We start from the raw sequence: 17,544 nt of genomic DNA on the forward strand, positions 1-17,544 counted from the left end.
AACGCCCGCTCTCTCGAGCGGGCGTTTTTCGTTTCCGGAAGGCCTCAGGCCGCCGAGGCGTTGCGGCCCGCGGCCGGCAGCGGCGGCTGGTCCAGCCGCTCCATCAGATAGGCCAGGTCGTCGCGCGGGGTGTTGGGACGCTGGGTCAGGAACCGCTCCAGCATGCGCTCGCGGAACTCCTCGCCCGAGGTGTCGGCGCCCTCGGCCTGCAGCGCACGCCAGGTGTCGACCCCGGCGCGGAAGGCCTGGAACAGACGCGGCGGCAGGCCGGCCCGGTCATAGATGGCCTTGAGCCCCAGCGGACCGGCGTCGTGCACCATCAGCCAGGCGCGAGAATGCGGCGTCGAGGCCAGTTCGGCGACGGCGTGCTCGAACAGCACCATCTGACCCCGCGCCAGCGCCCGCAGCAGCAGGGAGGCAGTCAGGGCCTTGCGGGTGTTCAACTGGGCCACGAAGCGCGGCAGGTCGGCGCTGGCCGCCGCCTGATCGACCAGATCGATGGTCGAACGCTCGCGGGCGAAGGTGGCCAGTCGGATCGCGGTCTCGGGCGCCACGGCGTGACGGCTGATCAGATGCTCGCGCACCGCGTCGCTGGCCAGGGCGATGAGCTTCTCGGTGACGTCCAGCGGCAGGACCTGACGATAGGACAGGGCCGCGACCACTTCCGGCGTGTCGCCGAACCGGTCGATCGAGCGCAGCATCGCCTGTTCGGAGAGGTCGGCGTTGTCATTCGAGGCCAGGGTGCGCACGGCCATCTCGCAGCCGTCGATGCTCAGGGCGTCGGCGACGTCGCGCGACACCTTGGGGCGACCGGCGATGGCCACCTGACGCACGGCCGAGCCGGCGCGGACGATCTCGATCAGGTCGTCATCGGTGAAGACCGGCGAGGCGCCGATGATGGGCAGGGCCACGCTGTCGACGTCCGCCGCCAGCCGGCGCGCCACGTCGTGCGGCAGAAGGTCCGAAGACTTCAGCGTTACGGCCAGCGACCGGCGCACCAGTTCGGCGGCGTCATTGGCCAGGACGCGCAGTATCTTCTGGGCCGCCTCGCGGTCAGCCTCGTCCAGCTCGGCCCGATCCATGCTGCGGCACAGTTTGTGGGCGGCCGAGGCGCGCTCATCCTCGTCCGACGCCTTGATCAGACGGCGGATGTCGAACTCGGTCAGGCGGGCGCGAAAGGCGGTCATGCGGCGGCTCTTGAGAAGGGCGGACAGAGAATCGGCCCCCGGTTCATCCTCAGCTTGCCATGCTTAACGTCTGGTTTACCAACCCTGCCTTCGCCTGCCCCGGCCTCGCATTCCCCTCGCCCCTTTCGCGTTGAAATCACGCGCCCTTCCGGTCGCGATCGCGGCTCGATCCAGCAGGCGGTCGGGCGGGTGTAGACTGGCTTCGGGTCTTTGACATCGCAGACGACGAACGACACGCGGCGGCTCCGGTTTGGCGCCCGGGTGCACGCGCGAGTGCAACGGGACGTCGCGGCGTCTCAGCCGTCAAATCAATGACTTGCCCGCCACCTCTTCAACCAGCACTTTCAGAATTGCACTTTTTGCACTCGCCTTTTTTCGGGTGCACACCGGCCTCAGACGGAGTCAGGCTCCGGTCCATAGGCGCCGCCGAAGCCGCTGCTCGATCCCTTGCCGTCCTGCCCCAGCAGCAGGGCCAGCAGGCTCTCGTTCTGCTTCAGCCGGTCCAGCCGCGCAGCCATCATGATGTCCCGCTCCTGATCCGTCGGCGGCGCCATCGGCGTGCGGCTGATCGAGGCCGGAGAACCCTCCCCCGCGGTCTTCTGCAGGTTGGCGTGGACCTCGGCGACCGTCGCCGGACGGCCGTCGCGATAGAAGATCGAGCGATTGGCCTGGGCCGCGTCGGGGAACATGGCCGCCGCGCTGCCGCCGGGGTGCGAGACCATGGCCTCCATCAGCCGGGCCGCGCCTGCGGGGCCGAGGAAGTGGGCGGCGTACAGGTCGCCGGCGCCCGGCTCCTGCCCCGTGCGGCCGCGCAGATAGGCGGCGTTGGACGCCGTCAGCTCCGCCGCCATGCTTGAGGCCGCCTGCGGGTCGAACCTCAGGTCCATGACCACATTGCGGGCCGAGCCCTCGACGTGCCAGCGCCCGTCCCGGCCCTGATGGATCAGGTCGGCGTACTGGCCATAGCCGTGCTTGGCGCCCGACTGTTTGACCGTCGACAGCCAGGTCTGTTCGATGAACTGGAACAGACCTGCCGCCGACGACGTCCGGGCCTGGGCCGAGGGGTTGAAGGCGCTCTCCCGTCGGGCCGTCTTCATCAGGAAGTCGAAGTCCACGCCGGTCGCCGTCGAGGCGCGCCGGATGGCCGCCTCCACGCCGCCAGATGAGGGAATCGATCCAACTGTCATAACGTCCGGGACGCTGGCGGAACGTGGTTAACGAAAGGTAAATCCGCCACCTTCGCGCGTGTCGCGGCCAGGTGAGCATTGATAAGCTTGGCCTTGCCCCAAAGCCGACACAAGCCTGGCGCGAACTTCATCTGTGGGCGGCTGGGGAGCGGCCACGGGAGTGACTGCCATGATGATGAAGACAGCCGGCGGACCGGGTCTGGTCAGCCCTCTGGACTACGGCGAACGCAAGAAGCCACTTCCGCGCGCGACAGTGATCGCGGTCGGGGTGGTGGTCCTGGCCCACGTCGGGGTCGGCGCCGCCCTCTACTATCAGAAGTTCGAACTGACGCCGACCGAGACCGCGCCCGAAGACCGCAGGATCATCCTGACGATGGAACGGCCGATCATCCCGCCCGAGCCGCAGAAGCCGCAGCCCGACCAGCCACGGCCGGCGACCAACACCCTCCATCCGACGCCGACGCCGACCCAGCCGACCGACACCTTCACGGCCGAGACCGCGATCAAGCCGCTCGGCGAGCAGGGTCTGGTGATCAACTTCAATGAGCCCAAACCCGTCGAACAGCCGGGCACGGCGGTGGAGCCGCCGCGTCCTCCGGCGGTGATCACCCGCCCGCAGTGGGCCAGCCAGCCCTCGGCGGCGCAGATGAGCCGGGCCTATCCGGAGCGGGCGCTGGATGTCGGCGTCTCGGGCTCGGCCGCCCTGCTCTGCACGGTCAGCGCGGCGGGCACTCTGAGCAACTGCTCGGTCACGTCGGAGACGCCTTCCAACCGCCGCTTCGGCAATGCGGCCATGGGCCTGACCCGCTACTTCCGGATGCAGCCCGGCGCGGTCAACGGCCAGGCGATCGACGGTGCCCGGGTCTCCTTCACCGTCCGCTTCAACGCAGGGGAATAGGCTTCAGGCGAACCTGAGCGGGTTCAGGGCGGCGGCGTGCTCCAGTGCGTCGCCGCCCGCTACTGCATCGGCCACGACCCGCCCGACCAGCGGCCCCAGCAGCCAGCCGTTCCGCCGCGGGGCCAGAGCCAGATACAGCCCCGTCTCCCCGCTCGCCCCGGCCATGGGCAGGCCGTCCGGCGTCGCCCCGCGCACCCCGACGCGCCAGTAGACGCCATCCTCGATCTCGCACTCGATCAGCGCCGCCGCCATGGCCGCCAGCTGCGCCCCGACGTCGGCGTCGGGCTCCAGATCGCGCCGCCCCGGCTCCATGGTCGCCCCGATCAGGGTCCCGCCCTCGGTCGGCGCCACATAGCCCCCTGCCCCGCGCGTCACCGTCTCCGCCAGGGTCTGGGCGGTGAAGCCGATCTGGCCCCGGATGGGCGCGATCTGGCGGACCAGTCCAGCAACCGTCTCCGGCAGGCCCGCGAGAGGTTCGGCCGCGCCGGTGGCCAGGACCACGGTCGTCGCCGTGATCCGCCCCACGTCGGTCTCCACGGCCCAACCCGTGTCCGTCCGCTCGATACGTCGGGCCGAGGCCGCGACCGGCGATGTCTTCAGCAGGGCGCGCAGTCCCGCCAACGCAGCGACGGGATCGACCTGAACGTCATCGGCCGCATGCACCTGCCCCCGGTCGTCCAGCGACGCCTCGAAGCCCAGCGCCCGCAGCGTCGCCACCGTCCGCTCGCCGTCGGCGCCGCGCCAGATGGCGGGCGCGGGCTTCAGCCGGATCTCGGGAATGTCCGCCCACAGCCGCCCCGCCTCGCGCAGCAGACGCGCGTGCTCCGGCGTCGCCCCGTCGACGAAGGACTCGATCGCGGGCGCGATCATCCCGGCCGCCACGGAAGAGGCATTGCCGCCGCCTGGATCGAGCACCAGCACCTGCCGGCCGCGCCGGGTCAGCTCCACGGCGGTGCAGAGGCCCAGTACGCCGGCGCCGATGACGATCACGTCGGGGGGGATGTCGGTAGTCAGGGGAGGAAACGAAGAAGGCACGGACCGTCCTTCGACCGCCCGCGCCTCCTTTTCAAGTCGTCAGAGGCGTGACTTACGCCGAAACGGCCAGTCCGCCCTCGGCGTTCAGACGCTCGACCAGCGCCTCACGCTGGGCCCACAGGGCCTTGGGCAGGCGGTCGCCGAACCTGTCGTAGAAGGCCGGGATCAGCGAGGCTTCCTCGCTCCACACCTGGGTGTCGACGTCCAGCAGCAGCTGCAGGTCGGCGTCCGACAGGTCGAGACCTTCGAGGTCCAGTGCGGACGCCGGGGGCACGCGGCCGACCGGGGTCTCCGTCGCCGTCGCCTTACCGTCCAGACGCTCGGAGATCCACTTCAGGACGCGGGCGTTCTCGCCGAACCCCGGCCAGACGAACTGGCCGTCCTCGTTCTTGCGGAACCAGTTGACGAAGTAGATGCGCGGCAGCTTCGACGCGTCGGCGGCCTTCTCGCCCAGGCCCAGCCAGTGCTTGAAGTAGTCGCCCATGTTGTAGCCGCAGAAGGGCAGCATGGCGAACGGATCGCGGCGCAGCTCGCCGATGGCGTTCTCGGCGGCGGCGGTGCCTTCCGAGGCGACGGTCGAGCCGAGGAAGACCCCGTGCTCCCAGTCGAAGGCCTCGGTCACCAGCGGCACGGCCGAGGCGCGGCGGCCGCCGAACAGGATGGCCGAGATCGGCACGCCCTTCGGGTCTTCCCACTCGGGCGCGATGGTCGGGCACTGCGACGCCGGCGAAGCGAAGCGGGCGTTTGGATGGGCCGCGGGCTCGCCCGAGGCGGCGTCATAAGCCGCGCCCTTCCAGGTCGTCATGCCTTCCGGGGCGTCCTTCGACATCCCTTCCCACCAGACGTCGCCGTCGGCGGTCAGGGCGGTGTTGGTGAAGACCGTGTTGGTCGCCAGGGTCGCCATGGCGTTGGTGTTCGATGAATGGCTCGTGCCCGGCGCGACGCCGAAGAAGCCGGCCTCGGGGTTCACGGCGTACAGGCGGCCGTCGTCGCCGAAGCGCATCCAGGCGATGTCGTCGCCGATGGTCTCGGCCTTCCAGCCCGCCAGCGTCGGCTGCAGCATGGCCAGGTTGGTCTTGCCGCAGGCGCTCGGGAAGGCGGCGGCGACGTACTTCGCTTGCCCTTCCGGGTTGGTCAGCTTGAGGATCAGCATGTGCTCGGCCAGCCAGCCCTCGTCGCGGGCCATGACCGAGGCGATCCGCAGGGCGTAGCACTTCTTGCCCAGCAGGGCGTTGCCGCCGTAGCCCGAGCCGTAGGACCAGATCTCGCGCGTCTCCGGGAAGTGGACGATCCACTTGTCGGCGTTGCAGGGCCAGGCCACGTCCGACTGGCCGGGCGCGAGCGGGGCGCCCAGGGTGTGGACCGCCGGCACGAAGACGCCGTCGTCGCCCAGCACGTCCAGCGCCGGCTTGCCCATCCGGGTCATGATACCCATCGACACGGCGACATAGCCGCTGTCGGTGATCTCGACGCCCAGGGCCGAGATTTTCGAGCCCAGCGGGCCCATCGAGAACGGCACGACATACATCGTCCGGCCGACCATGCAGCCGTCGAACAGGCCGTCCAGCCGTTCGCGCATCTCGATCGGATCGGACCAGTTGTTGGTCGGACCGGCGTCGGCCTCGTCTTCCGAGCAGATGAAGGTGCGGCTCTCGACCCGGGCCACATCGCGCGGATCGGAGGCGGCGTAGTAGCTGCCGGGGCGTTTGACCGGGTCCAGCGCCTTCAGCGTGCCCTTGTCGATCAGGTCGGCGACGATGGCGGCCTTCTCTGCCTCCGAGCCGTCGCACCAGTGCACCCGGTCCGGCCGCGTCAGCGCCGCGATCTGCTCCACCCAGGCGACCAGCCGGGCGTGACGTGTTGGCGCAGGGTGAAGGCCCGGTACAGATACCGGTTCGATCTCGAGTGCGGACATGGGATAGCTCCTGAACCACCGGCCGCGGCGCTCATTTCGAAGCGGCGCCGCTGACCTCTAGACGTAACATGACGTGATGTTTCAGTTACAAAGACAGCCTGCGGACCCTGCGTCAACTGTGGCAAGTTTCCACCGCGCGCGCCCGCTATGTTGTTCATCATGAAGTGATTTTTGACCTCTGCGATGACACCGGTATCATTCGAATGAAGACGATGGATACGCTTGAAAACCTTCCGTCCGGAGCGATTTCCTCGCCGGCGGCGCGACGCAATATTGAACCTATCCGACAGGTGCTTTGCGCGCACTTTCCGACCCGTGGACGGGTCTTGGAGATCGCAGCGGGCTCCGGAGAACACGCCGTAGCCTTCGCCGAGTCGTTCCCGGGCCTCGACTGGACCCCGGCCGACCCCAGCGAGGAGGCGCGGATCAGCATCGGCGCCTGGATCGGCCTGCACGGCCCGCAGAACCTGCGCCCGCCTCTCGATCTGGACGCCTCCGAGCCAGACAGCTGGCCTGAAGGCCCGTTCGACGCGGTCGTCTGCATCAACATGATCCACATCAGCCCCTGGTCCGCGACCGAGGGGCTGATGGCCGGCGCCGGGCGGGTTCTGGCCAATCCCGGCGGCCTTCTGGCCCTCTACGGCCCATATCGCGAGGCCGACGTCCCGCTGGCCCCGTCCAACGCCGCCTTCGACGACAACCTGAAGTCCCGTAACCCCGCCTGGGGCCTGCGTGATCGCGACGCCGTCGCCGCCGAGGCCCGCAAACACGGCCTGCATCTGACCCTCAGGGTCGCCATGCCAGCCAACAACCTGATGCTCCTGTTCCGCCGCGCCTGACCCACAACCAAGATCAAGGAAACGCCCATGAAGACCGCTCTCGTCGCCCTCGCCTGCCTGGCCCTCGCCGGTCCCGCCCTCGCCCAGACCGCAGCACCTGCACCCGCCCCTGCCCCCTCGCCGCAGGCCCCAGCCTATGGCGCGCCGATCGGCATGGAAGCCGCACAGGCCCTGATCGCCCGCGCGGTCGCCGCCGCCGAGGCCCGTCACTTCCGCATGGCCGTGGCCATCGTCGAGCCCTCGGGCGAACTGGTCGCCTTCGTGCGCATGGACGACACCCAGTACGGCTCGATCTTCGTGGCCCAGAAGAAGGCCACCACAGCGGCGCGCTACCGGCTGGCGACCTCGGTAATGGAGGAACGCACTTTGGCCGGCCGCACGGTGACCCTCGCCAACGAGGACAGCCTGCCCATCGCCGGCGGCATCCCGATCGTGGTGGACGGCAGGATCGTCGGGGCCATCGGCGTCTCAGGCGCGGCGGCGTCCGAGGACAATGAGATCGCGAAGGCCGCGCTTGGTCAGTAGTTGGGGCCAGTAAGCCTTTGCGGTCCGGGAGCCATGGCCTAGAGGAGCGCCATGGCTTTCACCCGCACCTATGACGGCGACGAACCGATCCGGCTCAACAAGTGGATGGGCCAGACCGGAGTCTGCTCCCGCCGCGAGGCCGACGCCCTGATCGCACAAGGTCTGGTGTCCATCGACGGGACCGTAGTCACCGATGCCGGACGCAAGATCGAGACCGGCCAGACCCTGACCCTCGCGGATCAGGCCACCGACGCCCTGGCCGCCGGGGTGACGATCCTGATCCACAAACCGGTCGGCTATGTCTCGGGCCAGCCCGAACCGGACAAGCGCCCGGCCGTGCGCCTGATCACCGAGGGCAACCGCATCGGTGAGGGCGAAGTCCCGGCGGACGACGTCTCCCTGCCCCCGATCGGCCGGCTGGACGAGGACTCGCGCGGGCTGCTGATCCTGTCTTCGGACGGGGTGGTGGCCAAAGCGGTGATCGGGCCCGACAGCGACCTCGACAAGGAATACCTCGTCCGGGTCGTCGGCGACGTGACCGAGAAGAAGCTCAAGATCCTGCGCCACGGCCTGATGCTGGACGGGCGTCAGCTTCGGCCCGCCTATGTCAGCCGGATGGAGTCCTTCCGGCTCAAGTTCATCCTGCGCGAGGGCCGCAATCGCCAGATCCGCCGGATGTGCGAGATGGTGGACCTCGAGGTCGTCGATCTGATCCGCGTCCGCATCGGCCCGATCCGGCTGGACGGCATCCCCGAGGGCAAATGGCGGATGGCGACGGCGGAGGAACGCGCCGCCCTGCTGGGCCAGACGCCCGCCGCCTAGCGCCTGAACACCCCGACCAGTTCGACGTGGGCCGACCACAGGAACTGGTCGACCGGGGTCACCGTCTCCAGCCGGAAGCCGGCGTCGATCAGGACCCTGGCGTCGCGGGCGAAGGTGGTCGGATTGCAGGACACGCCGACCACGACCGAGGCCTTGGTCCCGGCGATCTGCTGGACCTGATCAATGGCCCCGGCGCGGGGCGGGTCGAAGACGATGGCGTCGCAGCCCTTGAGGTCGAACGGTGAAAGGGGGCGGCGGAACAGGTCGCGGGCCTCGGCCGTGATCTGGCGCAGGCCCGAGGTCGAGCTGATCCCCGCCTTGAGGGCCGCGATCCCCGGCGCCGAGGCGTCGGCGGCCAGCACCGGAGCCACGGTCGCCAGAGGGAAGGTGAAGCTGCCCGAACCACAGAACAGGTCGGCGACCTTCCTGGCGCCTTTCACGGCGGCGACGGCGCGGGAGGTCATGGCAGCTTCCGCCTCCGGCACGGCCTGAAGGAAGCCGCCGGGCGGCAGGGGCACGTTGGCCGGGCCGAACATGACGCGGGGCTGGCGGGCCATGACCAGGGTCTCGCCGGCCATGCTCAGTCGGGCCAGATCGGCCTCGCCGGCGGCGCGGATGGCCTGCATCTGGCGATCGCGCGACAGGCCGCCCGACTTGCGCTCCACCCCGGTCACATCGACGTCGAGGCCGGCGTCGGTCCAGGTCACATGCAGCGTGGGCGCCGACTTGGGGTGTTCGAGGAAGGCCCCGGCGACCCTGGCCAGCGAGGGGAAGGCGCGGACCAGACGCGGATCGGCGACCGGGCATTCGGTGATCTCGACCAGCCGCCAGCTCTTCCTCGCCTTGAAACCGAGGATAACCTTGCCCTCTGGCGTGCGGCGGGCGTGCAGGGCCACGCGGCGGCGCGAGGCCATGGGCACGGCGACCGTCGCCTCGATCTCGGTCTCGATGCCTTCGCGGGCCAGGGCCAGCCGGACCTGCTCTTGCTTCCACTCCAGATAGGGGCCGGTCGCCCAGTGCTGCAGCGAACAGCCGCCGCAGTCGCCGTACTGGGGCGAGACGGGCGCGATGCGGTCGGGGCTCGCGGTCAGGATTTCCACGCCCTCGGCGCGACCTTCCTTGATCGTCTCGGCGCGGATGGTCTCGCCCGGCAGGGTCAGGGGCGCGAACACCAGTCCGCCCGGCGTCTGGGCGATCCCGTCGCCCTGTCCGCCGACACGGGCGATCGTCAATGTTTCCATCAGCGGGTCTCTATCCTCTAAAGCCCCCGGCGCTCAAGCCACGCGCTTCTTCCAAACCTGAACGAAGATGAACGGCGCGCTCAAAGGCCGTTCAGCTTCGGGGTCGTAAACCCTGATGCAACAGACAGGGAGCTGATCCGTTCAGCGGCCAGATCTGCAACAGGGACCAAGGTACACACGATGTTCGCCTCCATCTCCAAACCCGTTCTGGCCGCCGTCGCCGTTGCGACCGCCGCCGCTTCGCTGCCCGCCGCGGCCAGCGCCCAGACCTATGTCCAGGGCTATGGCGGCGCGACCTACGGCCAGCCGCAGTACGACTACGGCTCGCAACGCTACTACGATCCCTGCGACCGTGAGCGTCAGGGCCGCACCGGAGCCGGGGCCGTGATCGGCGCGGGCGCGGGCGCCGTCGTCGGCTCCCAGCTGGCGGCGCGTGGCCGCCGCACCGAGGGCTCGATCCTCGGTGGGGTGCTCGGCGCCGTCATCGGCGGCAGCGTCGGCCGCAGCTCGAGCGACCAGTGCTACCAGAACCAGGGCTACGGCCAGCCGGCCTACAGCAACCAGGGCTATGGTCAGCCGGTCTATCAGGGCTACGACCAGCGCGGTTACGACAACCGCAGCTACTCGCAGTCGTCGTCGGTCTATTACGACGAAAACGGCTACGGCCCGTACAGCACCGCCCCCTCCTACTCGGGTCCGTCCAGCAGCTACGGCTCCTATAACCAGGGCTACACCGACGGCCGTCAGGACGCTCGCCGCGACCGTCGGGACGGCTATGACCGTCGCGACGACGCCCGTGGCGTCCAGTACAGCGCCGACGGCCGGTACTGGTACGACCCCCAATACGGCTGGCGCCCGCGCTAAGCCGAACAGAGATCGCGGCGTCGATTCTTTTCAGCCCCCCTGTCGGTCGACGACGTGACGGGAGCCCCCGGTGGAGCAATCCATCGGGGGCTTTCTTTTTGGTGTCGCTAACGCTCGCCGCGCGGCGGCTCGCTGCTTGAGCGACGTCGGTTGGTGTCGCTAACCCTCGCGACGGTCGCTCGCTGCTTGAGCGACATTGGCTGGTGTCGCTAACGCTCGCGACGGGTTGGTTCAGCCTCCCTTTGTGGCCCAGAGCAGGAACTCGACATTGCCGTCGCCGCCGGTGATGGGGCTTTCCGTGGTTTCCCTGACGGTCCAGCCGATGCCTTCGAGCCAGTCGCGAACACCGGTCACGGCGGCGGCGTGGGCCTCGGGATCCTTGACCACCCCCTTCTTGCCGGCGCTGGAGGGGCCGGAGCCTTCGAACTGGGGTTTCACCAGCGCGATCAGGTCGGCCCCCTGCCCCGCCAGATCCAGCGCAACCGGCAGGACCTTGGCCAGGCCGATGAAGCTGGCGTCACAGACGATCAGGCCGGGCGCCTCGGGGATCAGGTCGGTGTCGAGGGTGCGGGCGTCGGTCTTCTCGAGATTGATCACACGCGAGTCGCCCGCGATCCGCTCATGCATCTGACCAGAGCCGACATCGACGGCGAAGACCTTCACGGCGCCCCGCTCCAGACAGACCTCGGTGAAGCCGCCGGTCGAGGCGCCGACGTCCAGAGCCACCCTGCCCTCGACCGTCACCGGCCACAGGGTCAGGGCGTGATCCAGCTTGAGGGCGCCACGGCCGACGAAGCGGTGGGCGTCGACGGCGGTGACCACGGCGTCGCGATCCACCTTCTGCGAGGCGGATTTCGCGGGCTGGCCGTTGACGGTGACCCCGCCCGCCTCGATCGCCGCCCGCGCCCGCGAGCGGCTCTCGGACAGGCCACGATCGACGAGGAGTTGGTCCAGCCGGTCTCTCATCATCGTCTCAACTCCAGGCCGGACGGGTCCGACGAAAAACACACTGACAGACTGCCAAAAACTGCCAAACGCCCCGAAGCGGCCGTTTGAAAACAGGGCGCCAAACCGTGCCAAACCGTGCCACTTCGAATGAGGCGGCCGGGCGCGATCAGCCGTTCAGGCAGTCTAGCACGGGCGCGGACGGCGCCGGGTTGGAGAGGCGAAACAGGGCGCCGGGTCAGGCTTGGCCGCGTTCAGCCATGCTGACCCGGATGTCCCGGGCGCCCTTCAGCCCATCGCCTCGATCCGCTCCAGAGCGGCGACCAGCTTGGCGTGGGCCTCTTCGGCCTCGGCCAGTTTGGCGCGCTGTTCGTCGATGACGGCGGGGGCCGCCTTGGCGACGAAATTGGGGTTGCCGAGCTTCTTGTTGATGTGGGCGACGTCGTCGACGGCGGCCTTGATCGCCTTGGCCAGACGCGCCTTCTCGGCGGCGACGTCGATGGTCCCGGCGAGCGAGATCGCGGCCGTGGCGCCGCCGATGACGAAGCTGACGGCGCCCGCGGGCGCGGCCTCGGCCGTCGCGACCTCGGACACCCGGGCGAGGGTCAGGATCAGCGGCTGATGCAGGGCGATGCGGCCGGCGGTGACGGCGTCTGGCGTGACGAAGGACAGCGGCGGCTTGGCGGCCGGCGGGACGTTCATCTCGGCCTTCAGCTGGCGCACCTCGGTGACCAGATCGACCAGCCAGCCGATCTCGGCCTCAGCCTCGGCATCGACGAAGGCGTCGGGCAGGACCGGCCATTTCGAGCCGATCAGCATGGGCTCGTCACGGGCGGGGCCTTCCTTGCCCAGCTCGTCCCACAGCTCTTCGGTGATGAAGGGCATCACCGGATGCAGCAGCTTCAGTGTCTGGTCGAGCGTCCAGGCGGTCATGGCGCGGGTCTCGGCCTTCGCCGCCTCGTCCGAGCCCTGCAGGACGGGCTTGGACAGTTCGACATACCAGTCGCAGAAGACGTTCCAGACGAAGCGGTAGAGGGCCGAGGCGGCGTCGTCGAAACGGCCGCCCTCGATGGCTTCCGAGACCTGACGCTCGGCTTTGGTCAGCTCGCCACGGATCCAGCGATTGATGGTCTGGGTCACGGTCGCGGGATCGAAGCCCTCGACACGGACGGCCTCGTTCATCTGGCTGAAGCGCGCGGCGTTCCACAGCTTGGTGCCGAAATTGCGATAGCCTTCAATGCGCTCCTTCGACAACTTGATGTCGCGGGTGCCCGACAGAATGGCCATGGTGAAGCGCAGCGGGTCGGCGCCCAGCTCGTCAATGATGACCAGGGGGTCGATGACGTTCCCCTTGGACTTCGACATCTTCTGCCCCTTCTCGTCGCGAACGAGGCCGTTGATGATGACACGCTTGAACGGGACCTCGTCCATGAAGTGCAGACCCATCATCATCATCCGGGCGACCCAGAAGAAGATGATGTCGGCCGCGGTAACCAGGTCCGAGGTCGGGTAGAATTTCTCCAGATCCGCCGTCTTCTCGGGCCAGCCCATGGTCGAGAAGGGCCACAGGGCCGAGGAGAACCAGGTGTCGAGGACGTCCTCGTCCTGGGTGATGGGCTTGTTGCCGGCGAGGGCGCGGGCTTCAGCCTCGGTCTCGGCGACATAGATCTGGCCGTCGGCGTCATACCAGGCCGGGATGCGGTGCCCCCACCAGAGCTGGCGCGAGATGCACCAGGGCTCGATGTTGCGCAGCCATTCGAAATAGATCTTGGAATAGCTGGCGGGCTCGAAGACCGTCGCGCCGGTCTCGACCGCCTTGATCGCCGGTTGCGCGAGCGTGTGGGCGTCGACGTACCACTGGTCCGTCAACCAGGGCTCGATGACAACGCCCGAACGGTCCCCGTGCGGGACCACATGCTTCGTCTTCTCGATCTCTTTCAGCCAGCCTTCGGCCTCGGCGCGGGCGACGATGGCCTTGCGCGCAACGAAGCGGTCCTGACCGGCGTATTCGGCAGGGACGTCGGGGGTGTCGACGTCGGTGATACGGGCGAAGGCGTCGAGGATGTTCAGCGACGGCAGACCGGCGCGCTTGCCGACCTGGAAGTCGTTGAAGTCGTGGGCGGGCGTGATCTTGACCGCGCCCGAGCCCTTGGTCGGGTCGGCGTACTCATCAGCGACGATGGGGATGCGGCGGCCGGTGATGGGCAGGATGACCGACTTGCCGACGATGGACGCATAGCGTTCGTCGGTCGGGTGGACCGCGACGCCGGTGTCGCCCAGCATGGTCTCGGGCCGGGTGGTGGCGACAACGATATAGTCGCGGGTTTCGAACTCGGTGGCCTTGCCATCTTCGTTGAAGGCGGTCGGGTATTCGAAGGTGACGCCGTCAGCCAGCGGATAGGCGAAATGCCAGTAGGCGCCGTCGACCTCGCGCTGCTCGACCTCGAGGTCCGAGATGGCCGTCTGGAACTGCGGGTCCCAGTTGACCAGCCGCTTGTCGCGGTAGATCAGCCCTTCCCTGTGCAGCTGGACGAAGACCTTGCGAACGGCGGCGTTCAGCCCCTCGTCGAGGGTGAAGCGTTCGCGCGACCAGTCGCAGGAGGCGCCGAGGCGACGCAGCTGCTGAACGATGGCGCCGCCGCTCTCGGCCTTCCATTCCCAGACCTTATCGACGAAGGCGTCGCGGCCCATGTCGCGGCGACCGACATTGCCGGCGGCGGCCAGCTGACGCTCGACGACCATCTGGGTGGCGATACCGGCGTGGTCGGTCCCGGGCAGCCACAGGGCGGCCTTGCCCTTCATCCGGTGATAGCGGGTCAGGATGTCCTGAAGCGTGTTGTTCAGCGCATGGCCGATGTGCAGCGACCCCGTCACGTTCGGCGGCGGGATGACGATCGAATACGCTTCGGCCGCCCCTTCGGTCGGGGCGAAGGCGCCGGACTGCTCCCACTGGGCGTACAGGCGGGGTTCGGAAGCCTTGGGGTCGAAGGTCTTGTCGAGCATGGGGTATTCTCAAAAGCAGAAGAGGCGGCTCCTGCCGGAGCCGCCCCTGTTGATCTAGTCGCGGAGTGCGCGAAGGGCTAGCCGGCGGTGCGGGAGATCCGCTCTACCTCGGCCTTGACCGCGCGTTCGACGATGCCCGGCAGGTTGGCGTCGAGCCAGTTCTTGAGCAGCGGCTTCAGCATCTCGGCGACCATGCCTTCGACGGTCGAACCGCTGATGAAGTTCAGGTCGCCGGTCGGGGCCGGAGCGGCCGAGGCCGGCTTCAGGCTGGCGTGCAGGCCGGCAAAGGCCGAGGCGGCGCTGGCGGCGGCGCTTTCGCCGACCAGGCTGTCATAGTCGGGCGTCGGGGCCGGTGCGGTCCAGGCGGTCGGGGCCTCGGGCTCGGGCGAGGAGACGTCCAGATCGCCGATGCTCTCGACGGCCGGGGCCTCATAGGTGTCGGTCAGTTCGAGGATATCTTCCTCGACGGCCTCGGGCTCCTGCACCGAGGGCGTCTCGTCCATCAGGGCGGCGCTCGGGAAGGGTTCGGGCTCGGGCGCCGGGGCCGGAGCGGGCTCAGGCTCGGGCGCAGCCGCCGTCTCGGCCGGAGCGTCGTCTTCGGAGATGATCCGGCGAATAGACGCCAGAATCTCTTCCATCGTCGGTTCCTGGGCGGTCGGGTCGGACATGCGTAAACCTCGGCGGCACTTGAATGCGCACGTGAACGACGTGCGTGGACGGCGCAGGGCCTCAGGCGATCAGATCGCCCTGCCCCACAATCCTGTCGTCGCATCAACGCCCGTCGGAATCAACGGGCGTTTTGCACCTGCGCGGTTAACCGGCCCGGGGCCTTACCCCTGGGGTGCAGTCTTGACGACGTCGGACTTCAGCTGGGTGTCGATCGGGGCCTGGGCGCCTTGCGGGGTCGGGGTGACCAGCGGGGCGGCGATACGGTCGATCGTCTCCAGAACGCCGTCCCACGGCAGGGCGCCGCGACCGCGCACCGCGTCGGTGTTGGCGGCGGCGTCATAGGCTTCCAGCGACGGCACCAGGTTCGGGCCTTCGAGGCGGCCCATGGCGGCCAGCAGCGAGGACTGGGCGATGTAGGCGTTGGCCACAGCGCTGACCAGCTGGACCTGGGCGGCGCGCAGCTCCAGCTCCTGGTTCAGCACGTCCAGGGTGGTTCGCAGGCCGACCTGGGCCTCCTGACGCACGCCCTCGGCGGCGACGGTGGCGGCGCGGACGGCTTCGTTGCCGGCGGTGACCGTGGCCTTGGTCGAGATGACCTGGGCATAGGCCGAGGAGACGTCTTGCAGCACGCCACGACGCTCGCCGTCGATGGCGATCTTGGCGGCGTTGGCGGTTTCAAGGGCCTGGGCGACGCGCGAGGCGTTCAGGCCGCCGGTGAACAGGGGCACCGAGATCTGGGCGCCGACGGTCAGGCTGGAGCGGTCGGCCAGGTCGAACTGGCTGAGGTCGCCGGAGCCGCCGTAGGAGGCGGTCAGGCCGGCCTGGGGCAGATAGGCCGAACGGGCGGCGGCGACGCGGGCCTCGGCGGCCTGCAGGGTGAAGTCGGCGGCGACGATGGACGGATTCTCGACCAGACCGACGTCCAGGGCCTGTTCGAAGTCTGTCGGGACGCCGGGCAGTTCGGGCGGGGTCACCAGATTGGTCGGGGCCTGGCCGACGACGGCGGCATAGGCGGCGCGCGAGACCGACAGCTGGGCCTGGGCGTTGGCCAGGTCGGCTTCCGAGGAGGCAAGACGGGATTCGGACTGGGCGACGTCGGTGCGGGTGATCTCGCCCACTTCGAAGCGGGCGTTGGATTCGTCGAGCTGGCGGCGCAGGACGGTCAGATTGTCCTGACGGATCTGCAGGATCTGCATGTCGCGCTGGACGCCGACATAGGCCTGGATGACCGAGGCGAGGACCTGCTGCTCGACGGCGCGAAGGTTTTCACGGCCGGCCAGGACATTGGCTTCGGCGGCGCTGACGGCGTGGCCGATACGGCCGCCGCTGTACAGGGTCTGCGACAGGCTGATTTCGAGGCTGGCGCTGTCGACGTCGGTGACGTCCACGCCCTTGACGTCGGTGCGGGTGTAGCTGGCGCCGATGCCGACATCGATGGTCGGACGGTAGGAGGCGCGGGCCTGCGGAATGCTCTCGTCCAAGGCCCGCTGGTTGGCGCGCTGCGCCAGCAGGGTCGGGTTGGTCTGGTAGGCCAGGGCCAGGGCTTCCTGCAGCGTCTCGGCGGACGCGGATCCGGCGGACACGGCCAGCCAGGACACAGAGGCAAGGGCGACCGCGATGACGGACGAACGTTTCAGCATGTCTAATTCCCGATAGGGTTCGCGGAGGAGCGCGCCCTGAACTCTTCTATTCTCGCGTAGAGCGCATTCCGCCTACGCCACGCCAGTTAAGTTTTTTTCACGCGCCCGCCACCCCCGCCCGGCGGAAAAATGGACACTACAGTGCGAAAATCATCGGGGGCGACATTTCCGCCATAACCTGGGGGTTGGAATCGAACAGTTCGCGGCGCGACAGACCCTCGCGGCCACGGACATAGAGCACGGCCTTGCCGGCCGCGCCGGGACGTTCGACGACGACCAGACGGCCGCCGACCTTGAGCGCCTTGATCCAGGCTTCCGGACGGACCGGGGTCGCCATTTCCGAGACGATGATGTCGTAGTCGCCGCCCGAGGGTTCGGTGACGGGCGCCACGACGGTCGTGACGCCGGCCTCGGCCAGGGCCTCGCCCGCGATCTCGAACACCGCCGCATCAGCCTCCTGGGCCGTGACGGTCAGACCCAGATGGGCCAGCAGGGCCGCGGCATAGGGGCCGTTGATGGCCAGGGCCGTCTCGCCCGCGCGGGCGTCCGTCGCCTGCAGCAGCTTGGCCACGTCGCGGGCCATCATCAGCTTGCGGGTGGGGGTGATCTCGGTCTCGACCTCGGCATAGGCGGCGAAGGCGCGTTCCGGGGCGCAGAAGCGCTCGCGCGGCACGCTGTTGAGCGCGGCCTGCAGGCTGCGATCGGTGACGTCATTCACCCGGACCTGCGAGTCCACCATGACCTTGCGCGCGGCGGCGTAATCCATCGGCGGCG

15 protein-coding genes are annotated in these 17,544 nt (G+C 68.8%); 5 read left to right on the top strand and 10 right to left on the bottom strand.

Features of this window, described 5'->3' with window-relative positions; genetic code table 11:
- Positions 1 to 44: 44 nt before the first annotated feature.
- A complete protein-coding gene (gene spbR / locus AC07U0_RS13095) occupies positions 45 to 1,187 on the bottom strand; it encodes a SpbR family protein (RefSeq protein WP_494720450.1) in 1,143 nt (380 codons plus the stop codon).
- Between the two features lie 392 nt (positions 1,188 to 1,579).
- A complete protein-coding gene (locus AC07U0_RS13100) occupies positions 1,580 to 2,374 on the bottom strand; it encodes a transglycosylase SLT domain-containing protein (protein WP_494720451.1) in 795 nt (264 codons plus the stop codon).
- Between the two features lie 169 nt (positions 2,375 to 2,543).
- On the opposite strand from AC07U0_RS13100, the gene AC07U0_RS13105 reads away from it, so the two are divergent.
- Positions 2,544 to 3,272: a TonB family protein gene (locus AC07U0_RS13105; RefSeq protein ID WP_494720452.1), complete on the top strand. Its 729-nt coding sequence runs from the start codon at positions 2,544 to 2,546 to the stop codon at positions 3,270 to 3,272.
- Between the two features lie 3 nt (positions 3,273 to 3,275).
- On the opposite strand, the gene AC07U0_RS13110 is transcribed toward AC07U0_RS13105, so the two are convergent.
- Entirely contained in the window at positions 3,276 to 4,307 is a 1,032-nt protein-coding gene (locus AC07U0_RS13110) for an NAD(P)/FAD-dependent oxidoreductase (RefSeq protein WP_494720453.1), read from the bottom strand.
- 52 nt (positions 4,308 to 4,359) lie between these two features.
- The gene (locus AC07U0_RS13115; RefSeq protein ID WP_494720454.1) at positions 4,360 to 6,222 is read right to left on the bottom strand and encodes a phosphoenolpyruvate carboxykinase (GTP); all 1,863 of its coding nucleotides are present in this window, start codon (positions 6,220 to 6,222) and stop codon (positions 4,360 to 4,362) included.
- A 212-nt stretch (positions 6,223 to 6,434) separates the two neighbouring features.
- Between AC07U0_RS13115 and AC07U0_RS13120 the strand changes: the two genes are divergently transcribed.
- Genes AC07U0_RS13120 through AC07U0_RS13130 form a run of 3 tightly spaced genes read left to right on the top strand, consistent with a single transcriptional unit; the run spans position 6,435 to position 8,408 of the window.
- Positions 6,435 to 7,061 (top strand): DUF938 domain-containing protein, encoded by a 627-nt coding sequence (locus tag AC07U0_RS13120; protein ID WP_494720588.1) that lies wholly within the window; start codon positions 6,435 to 6,437, stop codon positions 7,059 to 7,061.
- Positions 7,062 to 7,088: 27 nt separating this feature from the next.
- Positions 7,089 to 7,586: a GlcG/HbpS family heme-binding protein gene (locus AC07U0_RS13125; RefSeq protein WP_494720455.1), complete on the top strand. Its 498-nt coding sequence runs from the start codon at positions 7,089 to 7,091 to the stop codon at positions 7,584 to 7,586.
- Positions 7,587 to 7,637: 51 nt separating this feature from the next.
- Positions 7,638 to 8,408 (top strand): pseudouridine synthase, encoded by a 771-nt coding sequence (locus tag AC07U0_RS13130; protein WP_494720456.1) that lies wholly within the window; start codon positions 7,638 to 7,640, stop codon positions 8,406 to 8,408.
- Here the strand turns inward: AC07U0_RS13130 and AC07U0_RS13135 are convergent.
- Positions 8,405 to 9,649: a class I SAM-dependent RNA methyltransferase gene (locus AC07U0_RS13135; protein ID WP_494720457.1), complete on the bottom strand. Its 1,245-nt coding sequence runs from the start codon at positions 9,647 to 9,649 to the stop codon at positions 8,405 to 8,407. The genes AC07U0_RS13130 and AC07U0_RS13135 overlap by 4 nt on opposite strands.
- Before the next feature lie 180 nt (positions 9,650 to 9,829).
- Here AC07U0_RS13135 and AC07U0_RS13140 point away from each other — a divergent pair, with 180 nt between their 5' ends.
- A complete protein-coding gene (locus AC07U0_RS13140; RefSeq protein ID WP_494720458.1) occupies positions 9,830 to 10,513 on the top strand; it encodes a YMGG-like glycine zipper-containing protein in 684 nt (227 codons plus the stop codon).
- A 231-nt stretch (positions 10,514 to 10,744) separates the two neighbouring features.
- Here the strand turns inward: AC07U0_RS13140 and AC07U0_RS13145 are convergent, their stop codons facing one another.
- The 5 genes from AC07U0_RS13145 to AC07U0_RS13165 all read right to left on the bottom strand — a co-directional run bounded on the left by AC07U0_RS13145 (position 10,745) and on the right by AC07U0_RS13165 (position 17,536).
- Positions 10,745 to 11,482, bottom strand: coding sequence for a TlyA family RNA methyltransferase (locus AC07U0_RS13145; RefSeq protein ID WP_494720459.1), 738 nt, complete (start codon positions 11,480 to 11,482; stop codon positions 10,745 to 10,747).
- Positions 11,483 to 11,746: 264 nt separating this feature from the next.
- The gene (locus AC07U0_RS13150; RefSeq protein ID WP_494720460.1) at positions 11,747 to 14,461 is read right to left on the bottom strand and encodes a valine--tRNA ligase; all 2,715 of its coding nucleotides are present in this window, start codon (positions 14,459 to 14,461) and stop codon (positions 11,747 to 11,749) included.
- A 77-nt stretch (positions 14,462 to 14,538) separates the two neighbouring features.
- Positions 14,539 to 15,129 (bottom strand): DUF2497 domain-containing protein, encoded by a 591-nt coding sequence (locus AC07U0_RS13155; RefSeq protein ID WP_494720461.1) that lies wholly within the window; start codon positions 15,127 to 15,129, stop codon positions 14,539 to 14,541.
- Positions 15,130 to 15,291: 162 nt separating this feature from the next.
- Positions 15,292 to 16,770 (bottom strand): TolC family outer membrane protein, encoded by a 1,479-nt coding sequence (locus AC07U0_RS13160; RefSeq protein WP_494720462.1) that lies wholly within the window; start codon positions 16,768 to 16,770, stop codon positions 15,292 to 15,294.
- Between the two features lie 136 nt (positions 16,771 to 16,906).
- Entirely contained in the window at positions 16,907 to 17,536 is a 630-nt protein-coding gene (locus tag AC07U0_RS13165) for a protein-L-isoaspartate O-methyltransferase family protein (protein WP_494720463.1), read from the bottom strand.
- Positions 17,537 to 17,544: the final 8 nt, after the last annotated feature.

This window comes from Brevundimonas sp. GW821-FHT02A10 (assembly GCF_059422025.1).